The sequence below is a fragment of the Pseudomonas ficuserectae genome, assembly GCF_024584585.1.
In the GTDB taxonomy this organism is placed as follows: Bacteria; Pseudomonadota; Gammaproteobacteria; order Pseudomonadales; family Pseudomonadaceae; genus Aquipseudomonas; species Aquipseudomonas amygdali.
The window spans coordinates 4660104-4678979 of record NZ_CP085684.1; the positions used below are offsets into that span (position 1 = coordinate 4660104).

The window sequence follows — 18876 nt, forward strand, 5'->3', positions numbered from 1 at the left end:
GGGTTCTGGGCCGATGATGATTGAACAGCCTTTTCAGTGGTTTCCACGCTAGGGCCTGGCGCGGGCAGGCTGTGACCAGCACTGTGAATTCTCATATGTTCCTCACTGATTGCGGGCGCTCATCGCACCCGAAAAAGCTCATTACGGCCAACACAGGAACGACCGATCTCAACGCTCTCATCACTGTCAATCAATGCGCCTTGGCAATCCCGAACTGGTCCAGCACCGGGTCAACGTTATGATCGAACGCCTTCTGCGCCTTGTGCTTCTTGACCGCATCAATGATCGCGGAGATACCAAAGCCCAGGGCCATGGCGCCGTCGATGGCCCAGCCGATAACCGGGATTGCAGCACCCAGCGCTGCGCCTGCGGCAAGCCCTGTGGCTTCACCGGCAACCAGACCGACAGCGCGGCCGATCATCTGTCCGCCCAGACGACCAAGGCCGGCGGACGCCTCGCGACCCATCATTTTCGCGCCGGTGTCTATGCCGCCCTTGATTGCCTCCGCGCCCAACCTGGAGCTGTCGATGATGCTCTGAGCCGCGCCCAGCTTGTCACCGCTGGCGAGCCTGTCAGACACTGACGCAAAGCCCATGACCGAGTTGAATGCCTTGCCTCCGATACCTTGCTCGGCGAGCTGCGCGGCCAGCGAAGGACCGCCCTCTTCATCGGTCTTGCCCTCTAGCAACTTGCGGCCTTTTTTGGAGTTCTGCAGCTCGGACAAGGTGCTGGCCGTGTAACTCTCACGCTCACCATTAACGAAATCAGCGGGCAGCACGCTTTCATACGCCGCTTTCTGGTTATCTGCGGTTTGCAGAGACTCACCGGCGTCAGACTTTTTCTGGCCGAGCAGTTGTTTCAGAGCGCCCCCCTCGCTGAAGTTGCGAACGTAGGAATCGGCAATCTTCGTTTGCACTTCATCAGGCTGGTTGTTGAATACTTGCTGGGCAGTGGGCACCTGGGCATCGGGAAACAGGTCTTTTTGCAGTTGCAGTTGAGCCGACAGGCCGGTAATGGCGCCGCTGTAATCGGGGTTGGGGTTGTGTTTGTCGACGGCCTTGTCCGCGGTTGCCAGGTCGGTTTGCAAGGCCTTTCCGCTGTTGACGTTTTGAGCCTGCTCAGTCACGGCCTTCTGCAGTGCCGAATCGCTGCGAACCAGGCTGCGCTCCTGTTCGGGAATGCTTTTGTTGAGGTACTCCTGAACATCGGGATCGGCTTGCAACTGAGCGATTCGCTCGTTAAGTCCCGCCTCGGTCTTCTCGGTATTGCGCAAATCCCGCCCGGCTATCACGCTCTGCTGGGTCTGCTGCAACTTGATCATCACAGCGGCCTTCTGCGCGCCGGTGTAAGCCTTGGGCTTCTCGAAAACCTGAGCGTTGAGTTTGCTGATATCGATACCGGCTACCGAATTCAACGTCGCGGCGTCGCTGAGCATGCTGGCGAACTGGCCACCATTTTTGGGGGCGCTCTTCCTGATCCACTCGCTCATATTGGACGCATCGAACACCTGGTCGGGGCTATGTGCAGCCTTCTTGCGCCCGGTCAGACCGGCTTCATCCACCTGGCTGAGGAAGCCCGCCTGTGACCACATGTTGGACGACTGTTTGAGCGTACCTGACAACCCTGGGTTACTTTTAATCAGCGCTTTCAGACCCTCGGCGCTGACATTACCATCGACATCGGTTTTGTCCGGCGCCCCAACGGCATGATGAGGGTCGGCTGCCGTCGCCAACGGCATATTGGCGCGCATCACCGCTGCGCTGCGCACCATTTCAAGGGATTGAGGATCAGCGCCGGGGTTATTTTCCATGTACTTGGCCAAGTCCTTGTCGGCATTGTCGGCCGCCTTCTCCATATTTTTGGCGAACGCCTTGAGGTCTTTGTTGGTGATTTTCCCATCCGCATTACCGCCATCCTTGCCGACGTCCACAGCCGTCTTCAACGCAGGGTTGGCGTTGATGAACGCCATCGCCTTATCAGCATTGGGGCCGTGCTCTCTGGCCATCCAGGCGGCCGCAATCGGCCGGTTGAGTTCTTTTGCCGCCTGCTCGCGTTCTTCGGGCGGCAGATGGGCGACCATCGGATCCCAGCGCTTGAGGGCCTCGGGCGAAGAGTATTCGGAGTTATCGAGAAACGCGGCATCGGTAGCGCTGGGAGCATTTGCCGGGCCGGAGGCAGACGCCGCAGGTGACGCGCTGGCTGTTGACAAGACCGATGTCATAGGGGACACCTGATCACTGTCCTGATCAACGCTGGAGGTGCTTTCGCTATTACTGCTGCGAGTCAGCAGACTCATCAGCGATGAGCCGCTTTGCTCGGCATCAGAAAAGAAAGATGTATTGTCGTTGGCCTGGCCGAACTGCACAAAGGCCTGATCACCACCTGCGCTGCTCTGCGTGAGCGAGGCCTTGGCTAATGGCGTCTCAGCAGCCAGTTCGCCAGAGGTGGGTTGATTCACGATGCTGCCGAGGGCAGGACTGGGAGAACTGGATATACGCATGGTTGCCATCCAAGTGGTGAGGGATGGCAACTGTGTGGTTTTGCGTGCGAGTTGGTTCCAGACAGATATCCACTCAGGCGAACGGGTCAATCTGCTGCTTCAATTGCACACGTGCCCGGGACAGTCGCGAGCGCACAGTGCCAATCGGAACGCCGAGCGTGTTCGCCGTATCCTGATAATTGCCATCCATCTCCAGCGACACTTCCAGGACCTTTTGCATGTTCGACGGCAAGCAATCAATGGCTGCGATGACGCGTGCCAATTGCCTGTGCCCGTCTACCTGATGAGTGATATCGCCATTCCATTCCAGCTCTGAATGAACGTCGTCTTCCCAGCTTTCCTGATAGGGCTGGCGATACATTTTGCGGAAGTGATTACGGATCAGGTTCAACGCAATACCACACAACCAGGTCTGCGGCTTGCTGGCATGTTGAAACTTGTGCTCGTTGCGCAGGGCCTCCAGAAATACGCATTGCAAGATGTCATCGACATCATCCGGGTTCATTACGCGCTTCTGAATGAACGCTCTGAGCATCTGTATCTGATCAGCCGTCAGTTGACGGATACCGGCAGACGAAGAGTCCTGGCGTGGCTGGGTTGCATCAAGGATCACTAGGTTCGGAAACATGGGCTTACCTTAATTTAATGGTGTGCAAGCCCTATAGCGATAACCGTGCCAGCCAAAATACTTATTTAAGTTACTGATTTATATAATTATTCTAAAATTTGTAATTCTTTGTAATACATTTTTTTGCGCAACGCCGTTTTTATCACTACAGCTTTTGGCACAAACGCGTCAGCCCCTTTTACAAGGGAACCGAATACTGGCCAGGCCCCACTCAGCGGTCATCACCAGGCTCAGAACCGTCCTATGAAAATCGTCGCCCCGCCTATATTGCCAACCCACACGGTCACGCCGATTCGCGCCGTCACGCCCGCTGCGCGAGCGATTCCCGGGACCCTGTCGTCGGAAAAAGGCACGTCATCGCAACAGGTCTCGCGCTTCGCCGCAGCACTGGTGCGAAACAGCCGGATACTGCGCCAGCGCGAACTGATCGCAAGCAGAAATGCACTGCAATCACGGGCCGTCAAACTGGGTGAGCTCTATCAGTTGTTGATGAGCGCCAACGATACCGGTCTGGATAATGCCGCGAGGCTGCTGCGCAAAAAACTGCTGCAAGAGAACGACACAGAACTGGAACAGGTTCTGGAATTTGCCGATGGCGATGCGGCCAAGGCCCACGTGGTGCTGCAAGCGGCACGCAAACAGGCTGAGGAAGATGGCGCTGAAGGCGAGTACGTGGCGCTCACCCAAACGCTGAAACAGTTGCGACGCAAGTTCGGACCACACGCCCGGGCAGGCATTAATACTGCCAGGGCGTTCGGTCGGCAGAACGTCGACAACAAACGCCGTGCCGCGTTGCGCAAACTTTATAGCGTAGCGGTTTCCGGACAGCCAAACGTGACCGGCCTGATCGAAGCCTTGATCAACGAGCAGGAAGAGACCGGAGACTTCGACCTCAACCTGCGCGACATGCGCAGAGCCATTGCCGACGATCTCTCGGCGATTACCCCTTCGGCATCTCATGAACAGCTGCGCACGTTGATGCACGGGCTGACCACAGCACGGCACGTGACGACGTTGTTGCGCGGTTGTGAACACCTGCTTGGGCGCATGCGCAACAAGAACCCTGACCTGAAGGTGGATCCGCCAGCCTTTCTCAAACACTTGCTGACCCTGACGGCCAATGGAATGAACGTGAACCAGACCCTGCAACTGACTCAACACATCGGCGGTGCCAGGCTCAAGAACCAGCTGGCATTTCTCAATGGCTTGCGGCCGATGCTGATGCAATTGCCCATCCTGCTCTGGAAGGACATGAAAAGCCGCCAGGCTGCGCTGAATAACCTGCTCACCCTGATGGCAGAACTGACTCAACAGGAACAGAAGCAGCTTTTTGAGGGGCTTGCCGGATGAATCAAGTCATCAACTTTCTGAACATGATTGCCCTGTCGGCCATGCGCCGGTCAGAGCTGGTCGGCGCATTCTTCGTCATCGCCATTGTCTTCATGATGATCACCCCCCTGCCCACCGGGCTGGTTGATGTGTTGATTGCGGTGAACATCTGTATCTCGTGCCTGCTGATCATGCTGGCGATGCATTTGCCAAGACCGCTGGCATTCTCGACCTTTCCGGCCGTGCTGTTGCTGACCACCATGTTTCGTCTGGCGCTGTCGATTTCCACCACACGATTGATCCTGCTCAATCAGGACGCCGGGCACATTGTCGAAGCCTTCGGCCAGTTCGTGGTGGGTGGCAACCTGGCGGTGGGCCTGGTGATCTTTCTGATCCTGACAGTGGTCAACTTTCTGGTTATCACCAAAGGTTCGGAACGGGTCGCCGAGGTCGGCGCGCGGTTTACGCTGGACGCCATGCCCGGCAAGCAGATGTCGATCGACAGTGACCTGCGTGCCAACCTGATAACCGTTCAGGAGGCGCGCAAGCGTCGCGCCGAGCTGAACAAGGAAAGTCAGTTGTTCGGAGCCATGGACGGCGCGATGAAGTTCGTCAACGGTGATGCCATTGCCAGCCTGATCATCGTTGCAATCAACATGATCGGCGGTATTTCCATCGGCGTGTTGCAGCACAACATGAGCGCAGGCGATGCGTTGCAGCTGTACACCGTGCTGACCATCGGCGACGGCCTGATTGCACAGATTCCGGCGCTGCTGATCTCCGTAACCTGCGGCATGATCATCACCCGCGTACCCAATACCGAGGCTGGCGCGGAGGCCAACATTGGCCGTGAAATCGCCGAACAGATTACCAGCCAGCCCAAGGCATGGATCATCGCCGCAGTGGCCATGCTCGGCTTCGCGGCTTTGCCGGGTATGCCCACGGGGGTGTTCATCACCATCGCGATCATCTGCGGTGCCGGTGGCATGCTGCAGTTGCAACGGGCAAAACCCAAGCCCGACGAACAACGCGCCACTGCCGTCGCCCCGGAAATGAACGGCAAGGAAGACCTGCGTACCTTCTCACCCAGCCGGCAGTTCGTCCTGCAATTTCACCCTGGCCAGGACAGCGCACAGATAGAGGCACTGATCAGCGAAATACGTCGGCGACGCAACCGTCTGGTAGTGCAATACGGTCTGACCCTGCCGTCGTTCATCATTGAACATGCCGATCATCTTCCTCCGGACGAGTTTCGCTTCACCGTCTACGACGTCCCCATGCTCAAGGCGACATTTACCCAGTCCCATGTCGCCGTGGACGCCCGCCAACTGGGTGGTGAAAACCTCCCGGCGGCGATTCCGGGCAATACCGACCGCCAGGAAGATCAATGGGTGTGGTTGCCCGCTGAGCAGTGCGGTGAGCTGAACCCGGTCAGCGCCATGACCCTGATCGTCGAACGCATGGAACGCGCATTGCAGTCCTGCGCGCCTCAGTTCATCGGCTTGCAGGAGACCAAAGCCATCCTCAGCTGGCTGGAATCCGAGCAGCCGGAGCTTGCACAAGAGATACAGCGAGTGCTCACGCTGACGCGCTTCTCGGCGGTTCTGCAACGTCTCGCGTCGGAGCGCGTACCGCTCAGAGCCATACGGCTGATCGCCGAGACCCTGATCGAGCATTGCCAGCATGAACGCGATACCAACGTGCTGACCGACTACGTGCGCATCGCGCTCAAATCGCAGATCTACCACCAGTATTGCGGTGCCGAAGGCCTGCAGGTGTGGCTGCTCACGCCGGAAAGCGAGGGCTTGCTGCGCGACGGTCTGCGCCAGACACAGACCGAAACGTTCTTCGCACTGAGTAACGAGATCAGCCAGATGCTCGTGCAACAAATGAATATCGCATTCCCGGTGCGCGCGCCCGAACAGGCGGTACTGCTGGTCGCGCAGGACCTGCGCAGCCCACTGCGGACCTTGTTGAGGGAGGAGTTCTATCACGTTCCCGTACTGTCTTTCGCAGAAATCAGCAACGCGGCCAAGGTCAAGGTAATGGGTCGTTTCGACCTCGAAGACGATCTTGAGCCAATGGACAACGAGCACGCAGCTTGAGCCTTTCAGGCTTGAGCAAAGGGAGACTTTCAGATGTTTGAATTACGCGTACTGAACGGTCAGCACCAAGGCGCAGCCTTGCCACTGGTGGGCGAGCAATGGTCGATTGGCTCTGCCGCGCAACACGATCTGGCACTGGACGACGCAGGAGTGGAAAGCCTGCATTGCCGCCTGCAACGCCTGGACGACAGCTGGACACTGAACGCTGAAGAAGGCGCAGTGTGCGACGAAGAGGGTAACGCCCGGCCCGGTATTGATCTGACACTCAACACTGCATTCTTGCTGGGCTCAGTGTGGCTATGCGTTTCGCCCGCAGGCGATGAGTGGCCTTCAGTGCCAGCGGTCATCCCGAAACAGCCACAGGCCGACCCCGAGCCCGTGCGCAATGATGTGCCGCTGAAAAAGGTCAAGTCGCGCTCGCAATTGCTCAACCGTACCACAGGGATCATAGCCGGCTTGCTGGTGGGCGTCATCGGCAGCGCCTGGAGCCTGACCCGCCCGCCCGCCATTGCAATGGACCAAAGCCCCGGCCACATGGCCTCGGTCACAGCAGAGGCACCGGTAGAGACATCTCCTACACCGGCAAAGATCATCAAACCCGCGGCCGATAAACGCATACGCCTGACCAGCGCGGATGCGGTCCGCCATCAGTTGGGCACCATGCTCAGCGACCGACTGCTGACCGATGTCAGCGTGGAAGAAACAGCCGAGGGGCTGGTGCTTAACGGTGATCTCAAAGAGGAATCCCTGCTGGTCTATCAACGCATGCTGCAGCGTTTCAAGGACCGCTATGAGTCGCCGGTGACGGTGTTCGACAACGTCGCCAGTACGCGCAGCGCCCTGCCCTTTGTGGTGGTTCAGATCATGACCGGCCCGCATGCGCACCTGGTAACTGCAGACGGCCGCCGTATCTATGTGGGTGACGAAGTGGATGGCCTGCGCCTGACGCGAATCGACAATCAGCGCCTGCAATTCGACGGCAATCGGCACATTGAGGTGAACTGGTGAATGCTGCACTGAGCCAATGGAAAGACGCCCACGCAGCGCGCCTGCGTGACTACTGCGCCGTGCGCGTCAGTGGCCGGGTGAGTGCAGTGCGCGGGATTCTGCTGGAATGCAAGATTCCTGCGGCCAAGGTGGGCGATCTTTGCGAGGTGAGCAAAGCCGACGGCAGTTTTCTGCTGGCTGAAATCGTCGGTTTCACTCAGGAATGTACGCTGCTCAGTGCCTTGGGCGCACCCGACGGAATTCAGGTCGGTGCTCCGATCCGCCCGCTGGGCATCGCCCACCGGATTGGCGTTGACGACAGTTTGCTGGGCTGTGTTCTGGATGGCTTCGGACGTCCGCTGCTCGGTGATTGCCTCGGTGCTTTTGCCGGACAGGATGATCGTCGCGAAACACTGCCGGTGATCGCTGACGCCTTGCCGCCCACCCAGCGCCCGCGCATCACCAACGCCCTGCCCACCGGGGTACGCGCCATCGACAGCGCCATCCTTCTGGGCGAGGGTCAACGTGTGGGGCTGTTCGCCGGTGCTGGCTGTGGCAAGACCACACTGATGGCCGAACTGGCCCGCAACATGGGCTGCGATGTCATCGTCTTCGGGCTGATCGGCGAACGGGGCCGCGAGCTGCGCGAGTTTCTCGACCATGAACTGGACGAAACCCTACGCGCCCGCTCGGTGCTGGTCTGTGCCACCTCTGATCGTTCAAGCATGGAGCGCGCACGCGCAGCGTTCACCGCGACCGCTATCGCCGAAGCATTCCGCGCACGAGGCCAGAAAGTGCTGTTGCTGCTCGACTCCCTGACCCGGTTTGCCCGTGCGCAGCGGGAGATAGGGATTGCCTCGGGCGAACCGTTGGGGCGTGGCGGCCTGCCACCCTCGGTTTACACCTTGCTGCCACGCCTGGTCGAGCGCGCCGGCATGAGTGAGAACGGCTCGATCACCGCCCTCTATACCGTGCTGATAGAGCAGGACTCGATGAACGATCCGGTGGCGGATGAAGTGCGTTCACTGCTCGACGGGCACATCGTGCTGTCCCGCAAGCTGGCCGAGCGCGGGCATTACCCCGCCATTGACGTATCCGCCAGCATCAGCCGGATCCTCAGCAATGTCACCGGCCGCGAACACCAGCGAGCGAACAATCGCCTGCGCCAGCTACTGGCTGCCTACAAACAAGTGGAAATGCTCCTGCGGCTGGGCGAATACCAGGCCGGTGCAGACCCGGTGACCGATTGCGCGGTGCAACTCAATGACGACATCAACGCCTTTCTGCGCCAGGACCTGCGTGAGCCGGTGCCCTTGCAGGAAACCCTGGACGGGTTGTTGCGGCTCACTTCCAGACTGCCGGAGTGACCATGGACGACACACTGGAAGACGACCCACAGCGCGCGGCACTGGAACAGGTGATCGGCTTGCTGACGCCGCTGCGCCAGCATCGTCAGGCGAGCGCTGAACGGGCTCATCGCCACGCGCAGGTGGAACTGAAATCGATGCTCGACCACTTATCAAAAACACGGGCATCGCTGGATCAGGAACGTGACAACCACAAGCGGCGTCGCGAGGGCCTGTCTCAGGAACACCTGGAAAAGGCCATCAGCCTGAACGATATCGACCGATGGCATGAGAAAGAAAAACACATGCTCGACCGCCTGGCCTGTATTCGGCAGGACGTGCAGCAACAGCAATTGCGGGTAGCCGAACAGCAGGCGTTGCTTGAGCAGAAGCGCCTGCAAGCCAAAGCGTCTCAGCGCGCGGTCGAGAAACTCGCCTGCATGGAGGAGACGCTCAACGAAGAAGGTTAAGTGACGATGACCGCACCGATCAAACACCCGGCCAAAGCGCCAACGGCACCACCCGTAGTGCATGCCACCCCGCCTTCTGCGCCCGCGCAGCGCGCACAGGACAAGGCTGATGACAAGCCACCGGCTTTTGGCAGCACAACGCGTACCGACATGCCGAAGGTCCGTTTCGCACAAAACCGTTCGGCGACAGAGACACCGGAGAGCGCCGACGGCCTGTTCTTTTCCCAACTGCTGATACCTCAGGTCGGCGAAGAGCCTGATCAGCAAGGCTTCGGCGGCAGCAGCATCGCCCTGCCCGTGCACGCCGAAAATGTACCGACCCCATTGATCGACGAGCTGGCGCAGCGCTTGCCCGAACAGCCCGCCGGTCCGCTGGCGTTTACCCTGCTGATGCCCAGCCTGGGGACAGTACGCGTCAATGCCGAAAAAACCGAACACCGTTGGAGCATCCAGCTGGGCTTCGCCCGTCGCGACGTTCTGAAACGTTTGCAGGGTCATACCGGCGCATGCCGTGATTCACTGTCGCGGGCACTCGGCCATGACGTTGAGCTGGACATGCATGAAGATCTTGCAGCATGAGCGCGCTGCGTCTGCGCAAGGTCGATGCCCTGCTGGCTCAGGCCACGCGTGAGCTGGGTGCCGGTCAGAGCCTGGGCTTCAGCGCCGCAGGTCAGGACGCCGAACTGACCCTGTTGCCACTGCTTGCCGACACAGGCGAACCGGCAGGTGCTGTCTGGCTGAGCACAGCCATCGGGCCCCTGTTGCTGAGCGACGCCGAAGCGCTGCTCAGCCTGCTGGGCGATATCCCCCTTACGCTCGGGGGCGAGCAACAAGCCTGGTACTGGCAGCTGTTCAATCAACGCCTGAGCCCGACTGTTGCCCGACTGCTGGCACCGATCGAACCCCTGCACAACAAACCGCAAGCACCCACCCTGGGCTGCCGGGTTCAGATACGGCGTGGTGATGAGCAGCTTCACGCGCACTTGCATGCCACGCCCGACACACTGCTCAGGCTGCTGCGATCAGCGTCCTGGCAAGCCCGCACGCGCACTGTGGATGAGTCCTGGTCAGTGGCCAGCCCCCTGATCATCGGTGAAATGTCGCTGACCCTGGAACAGATCGCCTCGCTGCGCCCCGGTGACGTGGTGCTGCCCGCCCACTGCCAGTTCGACAGCGCCGGACAAGGGTTCCTGAGCCTGGCAGGGCGGCAATGGGCGGCGCAGACCGACCAGCACGCGCAGCGTCTTTTTTTGCGGCTCAGTCATGAGGAGCACCGCCACCATGAGTACTGAAGATCTGTATCAGGAAGATGTCGAGATGCTCGACGACTATGAAGACCCGTCGACTGAACAGCACTGGTCCGAAGAAGAAGACGGCGAGCCATCCGGGTATGCGACGGCCGAACCGGACGATCACGCAGCGCAGGAAGAACAGGACGAGCCCCCGGCACTCGATTCGCTGGCACTGGACCTGACCCTGCGTTGCGGCGAGCTCAGGCTGACCCTCGCCGAACTGCGCCGGCTGGATGCCGGGACCATCCTTGAAGTCACCGGCATTTCGCCGGGGCACGCGACACTGTGCCATGGCGAACAGGTGGTGGCCGAGGGCGAGCTGGTGGATGTCGAGGGCCGGCTCGGTCTGCAGATTACCCGCCTGGTGACACGCTCATGATCATGGAGGGCGTAAACCCGATCATGCTGGCGCTGTTTCTCGGCTCGCTGTCACTGATCCCCTTTCTGTTGATTGTCTGCACCGCCTTTCTGAAAATCGCCATGACCCTGCTGATCACCCGCAACGCGATTGGCGTTCAGCAGGTGCCGCCGAACATGGCGTTGTACGGCATTGCCCTGGCCGCCACGATGTTCGTCATGGCCCCGGTGGCCCACGATATCCAGCAGCGCGTGCATGATCACCCGCTGGAAATGAGCAGCGCCGACAAGTTGCAGAGCAGCCTCAAGTTGGTAATCGAGCCGCTGCAACGCTTCATGACCCGCAACACCGACCCGGATGTCGTCGCCCATCTGCTGGAGAACACCCAGCGCATGTGGCCCAAGGAAATGGCCGATCAGGCCAACAAAAACGACCTGTTGCTGGCGATTCCGGCCTTTGTGTTATCGGAGTTGCAGGCCGGTTTCGAGATCGGCTTTCTGATCTACATCCCCTTCATCGTCATCGACCTGATTGTTTCCAATCTGTTGCTCGCACTGGGCATGCAGATGGTCTCGCCGATGACCCTGTCGTTGCCGCTCAAGCTGCTGATGTTCGTGCTGGTGTCGGGTTGGTCCCGACTGCTCGACAGCCTCTTCTATTCGTATATGTGAGGCGGCCATGGAAGCGTTGGCGTTGTTCAAGCAAGGCATGTTTCTGGTCGTCATCCTGACCGCTCCGCCGCTGGGTGTCGCTGTGCTGGTCGGGGTGCTCACCTCGCTGCTGCAGGCACTCATGCAGATTCAGGATCAGACGCTGCCCTTCGGCATCAAGCTCGGGGCGGTCGGGCTGACCCTGGCCATGACCGGCCGCTGGATCGGCGTCGAGCTGATTCAGTTCATCAATATGGCCTTCGACCTGATTGCACGGTCCGGGGTCAATCACTAAATGCCCTTCGACGCCCACGAAGCGTTCCAATTCATGCTGGGCATGGGTCTGGCGATGGCGCGCCTGCTGCCGTGCATGCTTCTGGTGCCAGCCTTCTGTTTCAAATACCTGAAAGGCCCGCTGCGCTATGCGGTAGTGGCCGTGCTGGCGATGGTCCCGGCCCCCGCAATCAGCCGCGCGCTGGGTTCTCTTGACGATAACTGGTTTGCCATCGGCGGCCTGATGATCAAAGAGGCGGTACTGGGCACGCTATTGGGGCTGTTGCTGTATGCGCCGTTCTGGATGTTTGCCTCGGTCGGCGCCCTGCTCGACAGTCAGCGCGGGGCGCTCAGCGGTGGCCAGTTGAACCCGGCCCTCGGTCCGGACGCCACACCGCTGGGCGAGTTGTTTCAGGAAACCCTGATCATGCTGGTGATTCTCACTGGCGGTCTTTCACTCATCACTCAGGTCATCTGGGACAGCTACAGCGTCTGGCCACCGACTGCCTGGCTGCCGGGCATGACCGCAGGCGGTCTGGACGTCTTTCTGGAACAGCTCAACCAGACCATGCAACACATGCTGTTGTATGCCGCGCCGTTCATTGCCCTGCTGCTGTTGATCGAAGCCGCGTTTGCGATCATCGGTCTGTATGCACAGCAACTGAACGTATCGATTCTGGCCATGCCAGCCAAAAGCATGGCCGGTCTGGCCTTTCTGTTGATCTACCTGCCAACGCTGCTGGAGCTGGGCACCGGTCAACTGTTGAAGCTGGTTGATCTGAAGTCGCTGCTGGCGCTTCTGGTGCAAGTGCCGTGAGTGAAAAAACCGAAAAGGCTACCCCCAAACAGATACGTGACGCTCGCGAAAAAGGTCAGGTGGGGCAGAGTCAGGACCTTGGCAAACTGCTGGTACTGATGGTCGTCAGTGAAATCACCCTGGGCCTGGCCGATGACAGCGTCGACCGGTTGCAGGCCTTGCTCGCACTGTCTTTCAAAGGTATTGACCGGAGCTTCGCTGCATCCGTCGAGCTGATCGCCAGCGAAGGCCTTTCCGTGTTGCTCAGCTTCACGTTATGCAGCGTCGGCATGGCCATGTTGATGCGCCTGGTCAGCAGCTGGATGCAGATCGGCTTTCTGTTCGCGCACAAGGCCTTGAAGCTGGACATCAACAAGATCAACCCCTTCTCGCATGCCAAGCAGATGTTTTCCGGGCAGAACATCCTCAACCTGCTGCTCAGTATCCTCAAGGCTGTTGCCATTGGCGCGACCCTGTACATGCAGGTCAAGCCCGCGCTGGGCGCTCTTATCCTGCTGGCCAACAGCGATCTGACGACGTACTGGCACGCATTGGTCGAACTCTTTCGCCATATTTTGCGCGTGATTCTGGGGTTGCTGCTGGTCGTCGCCATGGTCGACTTCGCCATGCAGAAATACTTTCACGCCAAGAAGCTGCGCATGAGCCACGAGGACATCAAAAAAGAATACAAACAGTCCGAAGGCGATCCTCATGTCAAAGGCCATCGTCGACAACTGTCCCATGAAATCCTCAACCAGGAGCCCAGCGCCGCCCCCAATCCGGTGGAGGAAGCAGACATGCTGCTGGTCAACCCGACGCACTACGCGGTGGCGCTGTATTACCGGCCAGGCGAGACGCCTCTGCCGCTGATTCATTGCAAGGGTGAGGATGAAGAAGCCCTGGCGCTGATTGCTCGGGCCAAAAAGGCCGGTATCCCGGTGGTGCAGAGCATCTGGCTGACAAGAACGCTGTACCGCGCCAAGGTGGGCAAATACATCCCTCGCCCCACGCTGCAAGCTGTCGGGCACATCTACAAAGTGGTTCGCCAGCTGGATGAAATCACCGATGAAGTGATTCAGGTTGAGGTGGAGCTTTAAGCTGGGAGCTGCAAGCCGGAGCCTCCATCGCCAGCGCTGCACTCAACGTAGCTCAATCGGCATGATCCGTACACTTATCTGAAGGATGTCCTCACATACCTACCGACGCCGCAGCCGAGTGAAGTTGATCAACTGCTGCCGCATAAGCGGATGCCGTTTCAGTCATGCAAGACGGAGTTGCTGAACGCTTGCGGTTCAGGGAATGGCGTGAGGCGAAGAACGAGCGACGACTCCCATTATCGGCATCCCCCTGGGCAGCTCAACTGTTCAGGGTGAAGTTCAATGGAAAAGAGCGTGCTGTCCCTGGCCAGGTAGCTATGCTCTTGGTGAAACTTGAACCTGCGCATCATAGCCAGCAACTGCGGTTCCTTGCAGGCCAGTTGGTCCAGACCAAGACGTATTCTCGCCTCCATGCTGGCCTTGCGTTCCTCGGAGAGGCTGCTAGCTGGCAAGTCGATCCTGTAGCGGTAGAAGATCGTGTCACCGTACCTCAAACCCACGTACTCAAGGGTGGTAATTGCATCCAGTTGCTTTGGCAGGGTCGCGTCCAACTGGGCGAGGCGCTCGACAAGCAGAGCCTGTTGGGCCACCTTCTCCTGCTCTGCCTTGAGCGAGAAATAGCGCCCAATCCCGGCAACCAGGAGCACCGCAGCGATACCCAGGTAGAAATTACGCGGGTTGCGCCGCTTCTTCGGCGCCAGCTTCATCAACATCTTGAATGACTCGTCCTGAGCATGAAAAAGCCCCTAACGAAACCAGGAGCTATGGGTAAAAACGACATAGTTTGACACCGTACCTCAGGGGGAGCACTCGGCTAATCCCCGGGCGGGCGGGTTATCAGGCGAGCACTGCGTGAGCTATCTGCCCAAGCCTGAACTGACGTTGACGCGCTGCGGCTCCGAATCGAGAAACCAGGAAAAACCTCTAAGTGCCAACCGGTTTCATCACGCAAGGTGTGATGCCCGGACGCTTAACGCTTACCTTGTAGCTTGCCTCTTTCAGTTGCCCCAAAAAAAGACCGCCTCCTCTGCAGGGACGGTCTTCTTTCATGCTGACAGAGTTGCCTAAGCCAGATGTTCCAGACCTGCCAGCATCAACTCATGTCGCCGTATGTCATCCAGGTTGGTGACGGCATCCGGCGCGTCGCTTACGGCATGCCACACTACAAAATCACGCTGTACATCCAGAAACAGAAAGTAGTTACGGAACCGCTCGGCCTCTGAGAACCTCATTTGCAGCGCCTCTCTCAGTTGCTCGGGACGCAGCGCACGCCCTTCGATGTGCAGCGCGATGCCCCAGTCATGATGCTCACGCCGACTGACGAAGGACACTCCGTTTGCCACCGGCCAGACAGCAGGGCTCTGGGCAGCGACGTTGTAGTAGAACGCCGCTTTTTCCTTTACCTCAATCATTTCTAATCCTTTAACTTCACGACTGTGTAATCCCGCTCGTGGTCCTGGTCGTCCAGACCGTCGCGCATGTCCGGCGGCCACCAGATGACCAGTTCGCGGTTTGTGGAGTCCGGACGTTTGCAGGCAACTCCCGTACAGCCATGGGTGGCACACCCCGACAGGGTAGCGAACAGCACCAGCACAACTGCAATGCTACTGATCTTCATGGTTTCGCTCCCTTGAGCAGTGATGGCCGACTCTCTTTCGCCATTTTCGATATCTGTGGCTGGCGCACAGCGATATACACCTCGCTCTCTTCGCCCGGTTGCAGCCAGGCGTGAGGCCAGGCGGCAACGCCGATGACCCAGCGACCGCCGCATCGGCTCTCGTCGATACGTACCGGTTTGTCGGTATTGTTGTGCGCCACGACAACCGCAACACCCCAATCCTTTCTGGCGTACCACTGCGAACGTTGACCGTCGAGCGTCAGCCCCGCGCCCGGATCACAAAGGCTATCGGTTTCAAATGGCAGTGTTTCGCCGGTACGCATACCTACGGGGGCAGTTCCATCGACCATCTGGGTGAAGACCTTCTGGACATCGCCACGGGTCGGCAACTCTCCACCGTCGCGTCGCTCCTTGATCCTTTTCATCTGATCATCGACGTCATGCGGGTTGCCGTTTTGCACATAGCGAGCCGGGTTGACCTGATCACCGATCAGGCGCGGGGTCAGAATGAACAGGCGCTCGCGATTGCTCAATTCACGGCTGCGGGACTGGAACAGCAGCTTGCCAATGTAAGGAATATCGCCCAGCAACGGAACCTTGTGGACCTTGTCATTGGCCTCCAGGCCATGGAAGCCACCGATCACCAGTGAGCCATGCTCAGCGATGACGGCCTGGGTGCTGACGTTGCCTTTGCGCACACTGGGCTGCGTGTCATTGATGTCGGAAATATCGATCTGACCATCCTCGATGTCGACAATCAGCTGCACCTGCGGCTTGCCGTCGTTATCCAGTGAGCGCGGAGTCACCTGCAGGCTGGTGCCGGCGGTGATGGGCTCGATATTGGCGACGCGCTCTGAGGTTGCAGTGAGGTATTCGGTGCGACTGAAATCAATCACCGCCGGTTGGTTTTCCAGCGTCAGGATGGACGGGTTGCCGATCACCGACGCTGAACCGTTACCTTCCAGAGTATGCAGCTCCGCCGTGAACTTGCCTGCGTTCTGAATGAACATAGTGGAAGTGGTGCCTGCGTCGAACATATTGACACCGCCACCCACACTGCCCGCATTGAAGTTCCAGCGGCTGGACAGTTCTGCCAGTTCGTTGCGATCAATATCGAGAATCACCGCATCGATTTCGATCAGGTTGCGCGAAACGTCCAGTTCCTTGATGAGCTTTTCGTACATCGCCTTGCGTGAGGGCAAGTCGTAAATCAGCACAGCGTTATTACGCACATCGGCTGTTACACGAATGGTCGCACGGCCACCCGAGCGACTTTTTCCGCTGCTCTTGCCACCGCCGCCGCTGCCATAGTGCAGCACTTGATCCAGGCCTTGCTCCAATGCGCCGGTATTAATGCCGCTGGCGTTCAGCGGCAGACTCGGGGTGTCCTGACCGTCACCGCCCGACAAGCCGCCGGTACCGCGACCACCTCGCCCTATCAGGTCCGTACCTTTTATAGACTGGCCGCGAGAACGAACATCGAGCAGATCCTGCAGAATGCTGGCGACCCCTGCGACTACCAGCTCTTGATCACGATAGCGAATGGTACGGTCCGCCGCGCTGGCATATTTGAGCGGAAATACGATGATGTCTTGCTTGTCGCCCTTTTCCGGCGTATCGACTTTCTTGCTGTAATCGCGCACCAGCTCCACGTATTTTGCCGGACCGCGCACCAGCACCACGCCCTCGTTCGGTAGCACCCCCCAACCGAAGCGTTTATCCAGCAATCCCACGTCGGTCAAGGCCGTTTGCAAGTCGTCTACCGCGTCGGCTGATACTTCGACGCGCGCCGAGGTGTGTTCGCTGGACGGGCTGACGTAGAGCGTGTCGTTATAGACAAACCACTGGAAGTGGTATTCCTGACCAAGCCGGTCGAGAAACTCTTCCGGGCTCTGGGCACGAATCCGGCCATCCAGAGTTCCCGGAATGGACGGCATGTCCAGCGCCATGCCGAACTCTTTGGCAAAGTCAGCCAGCGCCGTGGTCAGTTCAGTCTGCCGGGCGTCGTAGGCGTAAGCCGTGTGTTTCCAGGCTTCGGGGGTGACCGCCCATGTAACAGGGGTCAACCCGATCAACAATAAAGGCAACCACATCAAGGCCTTGCGCATTTCAAACTCCCGGTTGCCGGTGATTGAGGGTCGTGCGCCCGGATATCGCGGGCGTCATGTCGCCAATGGTGGTCTGCATCAGGCTGAGCAAGGCCGCACGCTGATTGGCAAGGCTTTCAAGGCGATCGAGTAGATCGGCGAGGTTGCAGGGGTTGGGTATCCAGGTGACCAGGACCATGCAGCGGGTCTGCGGATCAATGGCGAAGGCGCCATCACAGGCACACGCAAGGCTGGCACCCCCGTGGCTGAGCAACGCCTCGATGCGTTGGGAGTCATTGGCATCGTAGGGATCGAGCAGCTCAATGCTGCAACGTATTCCATGACCAACCACTTCCAGGCGGACGTTGGCGTCGTCGACCCAGCAGTCCAGCGCAGTCGCCGGACGCTGATCACACCACTGACCGACGACCTCAGCGAACTCACTGAAATCCATCGATGACATTTTTGGTCAATTTGTAACCAGCCTGCTGGCATTGATTAGCGATGCTGGAGCTCACCGCAGCTTGCTGGCTCGCTTCGCTGAAGGCATCGATATCGTCGGCAGTGAACTGGCCGTTACCGCTGTCCAGTACGTCATCCACGTCGGACAAGGCGCGCGTCATCGTGCTGTCGAGGTTAGTTTGCAGGGATTTGAAATTTATCATGTCCTGATACTCCAGCAGAAAGGTTCAAACCTTGAGTGGAGCAAACAGGTGGGGCGGTTCCATTTTTGCTGTGAGAGTCTGTTTCAGGCAGACGGTTCGTTGCCTGCCAGGCCATTGCACAGCGTCGTCCAGTCGATGTCGAAAGCGCCGTTGGCATCGCTCAGGCGCAGGCATTCGGGCGCCAGCGTGGCATCGCGCTTGAGCTGCCAGTGTTCGGCAAAGCGGCTTTCAGCCAGCCATTCGGCGACCGGCTCGGCCATGTCGGGGTGAACGCTGAGAGTTGCCACAGCCTCATTGAGCTGACTGGCAGCCAGGTTTCTGACCAGCGCCCGGGCACGCTCGGCCAATGTTGTTTCATCGAGCAACTGCCGCAACGCCACACTCAACAGCTCCTCCACGGCGACCATTGCCTGCTGCTGCAAGGCGTCGCGCTGCATCTGCAGTTCGCCAAGAAAGGCATTGGCGGTTTCCCAGAACTGTGCAAGAGCCTGCTGATGCTGGCGCTCGGCTTTCTCCTGCTCCAGCACCAGTATCTGCTCTGCCTGCTGGCGTGCATCAGCCAGAATGTTGCGCGCCAGCAGACTGTTGGCAATATCTTCACGGCGCAACACTGGCTCAGGCAGAACCGCGTTGCCGGTCAAGGTAATACTGCGTTTGGCAAGCATGAGAATGTCC

General features: G+C 59.0%; 21 protein-coding genes and 1 pseudogene. 13 read left to right on the plus strand and 9 right to left on the minus strand.

Going from position 1 to position 18876, the window contains the following annotated elements; all coding sequences use genetic code 11:
• Positions 1 to 190 precede the first annotated feature (190 nt).
• Positions 191 to 2500 (minus strand): type III effector HrpK domain-containing protein, encoded by a 2310-nt coding sequence (locus LJU29_RS20605; protein ID WP_257111132.1) that lies wholly within the window; start codon positions 2498 to 2500, stop codon positions 191 to 193.
• 73 nt (positions 2501 to 2573) lie between these two features.
• Positions 2574 to 3128 (minus strand): RNA polymerase sigma factor, encoded by a 555-nt coding sequence (locus LJU29_RS20610; RefSeq protein WP_005735147.1) that lies wholly within the window; start codon positions 3126 to 3128, stop codon positions 2574 to 2576.
• A gap of 243 nt (positions 3129 to 3371) precedes the next feature.
• On the opposite strand from LJU29_RS20610, the gene sctW reads away from it, so the two are divergent.
• The 13 genes and pseudogenes from sctW to LJU29_RS20675 form a co-directional block, all read left to right on the plus strand.
• A complete protein-coding gene (gene sctW, locus LJU29_RS20615; protein WP_257111133.1) occupies positions 3372 to 4478 on the plus strand; it encodes a type III secretion system gatekeeper subunit SctW in 1107 nt (368 codons plus the stop codon).
• Positions 4475 to 6562, plus strand: coding sequence for a type III secretion system export apparatus subunit SctV (gene sctV, locus LJU29_RS20620; protein ID WP_054076889.1), 2088 nt, complete (start codon positions 4475 to 4477; stop codon positions 6560 to 6562). Before sctW ends, sctV begins: the two co-directional genes overlap by 4 nt.
• A gap of 33 nt (positions 6563 to 6595) precedes the next feature.
• The gene (sctD, locus tag LJU29_RS20625; protein WP_005760037.1) at positions 6596 to 7570 is read left to right on the plus strand and encodes a type III secretion system inner membrane ring subunit SctD; all 975 of its coding nucleotides are present in this window, start codon (positions 6596 to 6598) and stop codon (positions 7568 to 7570) included.
• On the plus strand, positions 7567 to 8916 hold the full coding sequence (gene hrcN, locus LJU29_RS20630) for a type III secretion system ATPase HrcN (protein ID WP_054996533.1): 1350 nt from the start codon (positions 7567 to 7569) through the stop codon (positions 8914 to 8916). Before sctD ends, hrcN begins: the two co-directional genes overlap by 4 nt.
• Positions 8917 to 8918: 2 nt before the next feature.
• Entirely contained in the window at positions 8919 to 9365 is a 447-nt protein-coding gene (locus tag LJU29_RS20635; protein WP_054996532.1) for a YscO family type III secretion system apparatus protein, read from the plus strand.
• Between the two features lie 6 nt (positions 9366 to 9371).
• Positions 9372 to 9944: a type III secretion system HrpP C-terminal domain-containing protein gene (locus LJU29_RS20640; protein ID WP_054996531.1), complete on the plus strand. Its 573-nt coding sequence runs from the start codon at positions 9372 to 9374 to the stop codon at positions 9942 to 9944.
• Positions 9941 to 10657: a hypothetical protein gene (locus LJU29_RS20645; RefSeq protein ID WP_054996530.1), complete on the plus strand. Its 717-nt coding sequence runs from the start codon at positions 9941 to 9943 to the stop codon at positions 10655 to 10657. Before LJU29_RS20640 ends, LJU29_RS20645 begins: the two co-directional genes overlap by 4 nt.
• Entirely contained in the window at positions 10647 to 11036 is a 390-nt protein-coding gene (locus tag LJU29_RS20650) for a FliM/FliN family flagellar motor switch protein (protein ID WP_002552415.1), read from the plus strand. The genes LJU29_RS20645 and LJU29_RS20650 overlap by 11 nt, the downstream gene beginning before the upstream one ends.
• Complete coding sequence (sctR, locus tag LJU29_RS20655) at positions 11033 to 11686, plus strand: type III secretion system export apparatus subunit SctR (RefSeq protein WP_257111134.1); 654 nt, start codon at positions 11033 to 11035, stop codon at positions 11684 to 11686. The genes LJU29_RS20650 and sctR overlap by 4 nt, the downstream gene beginning before the upstream one ends.
• Positions 11687 to 11693: 7 nt before the next feature.
• Complete coding sequence (gene sctS / locus LJU29_RS20660) at positions 11694 to 11960, plus strand: type III secretion system export apparatus subunit SctS (protein WP_002552413.1); 267 nt, start codon at positions 11694 to 11696, stop codon at positions 11958 to 11960.
• Positions 11961 to 12755, plus strand: a complete 795-nt coding sequence (gene sctT / locus LJU29_RS20665; RefSeq protein WP_044322147.1) for a type III secretion system export apparatus subunit SctT — start codon at positions 11961 to 11963, stop codon at positions 12753 to 12755. It abuts the gene before it with no gap.
• Positions 12752 to 13831, plus strand: coding sequence for a type III secretion system export apparatus subunit SctU (gene sctU, locus LJU29_RS20670; RefSeq protein ID WP_257111135.1), 1080 nt, complete (start codon positions 12752 to 12754; stop codon positions 13829 to 13831). Before sctT ends, sctU begins: the two co-directional genes overlap by 4 nt.
• A 51-nt stretch (positions 13832 to 13882) precedes the next feature.
• Positions 13883 to 13987, plus strand: a pseudogene (locus LJU29_RS20675) (transposase domain-containing protein); the annotation flags it as partial.
• Positions 13988 to 14067: 80 nt separating this feature from the next.
• Here LJU29_RS20675 and LJU29_RS20680 read toward each other — a convergent pair.
• From LJU29_RS20680 to sctL, 7 genes are all read right to left on the minus strand, one after another.
• Positions 14068 to 14544 carry a hypothetical protein gene (locus tag LJU29_RS20680; RefSeq protein WP_257111136.1) on the minus strand — a complete coding sequence of 159 codons (477 nt, stop codon included), beginning with the start codon at positions 14542 to 14544 and terminating at the stop codon, positions 14068 to 14070.
• A gap of 351 nt (positions 14545 to 14895) precedes the next feature.
• Positions 14896 to 15243, minus strand: coding sequence for a hypothetical protein (locus tag LJU29_RS20685; protein ID WP_002552410.1), 348 nt, complete (start codon positions 15241 to 15243; stop codon positions 14896 to 14898).
• A gap of 2 nt (positions 15244 to 15245) precedes the next feature.
• On the minus strand, positions 15246 to 15449 hold the full coding sequence (gene hrpT / locus LJU29_RS20690) for an HrpT family type III secretion system protein (RefSeq protein ID WP_002552409.1): 204 nt from the start codon (positions 15447 to 15449) through the stop codon (positions 15246 to 15248).
• The gene (gene sctC, locus LJU29_RS20695) at positions 15446 to 17557 is read right to left on the minus strand and encodes a type III secretion system outer membrane ring subunit SctC (RefSeq protein WP_057405407.1); all 2112 of its coding nucleotides are present in this window, start codon (positions 17555 to 17557) and stop codon (positions 15446 to 15448) included. The genes hrpT and sctC overlap by 4 nt, the downstream gene beginning before the upstream one ends.
• 1 nt (position 17558) lies before the next feature.
• Positions 17559 to 17990, minus strand: a complete 432-nt coding sequence (locus LJU29_RS20700; protein WP_054076880.1) for a type III secretion system protein HrpG — start codon at positions 17988 to 17990, stop codon at positions 17559 to 17561.
• Positions 17977 to 18201, minus strand: coding sequence for a type III secretion protein (locus LJU29_RS20705; protein WP_005743309.1), 225 nt, complete (start codon positions 18199 to 18201; stop codon positions 17977 to 17979). The genes LJU29_RS20700 and LJU29_RS20705 overlap by 14 nt, the downstream gene beginning before the upstream one ends.
• 83 nt (positions 18202 to 18284) lie before the next feature.
• Entirely contained in the window at positions 18285 to 18866 is a 582-nt protein-coding gene (gene sctL / locus LJU29_RS20710) for a type III secretion system stator protein SctL (protein WP_005743308.1), read from the minus strand.
• Positions 18867 to 18876 lie beyond the last annotated feature (10 nt).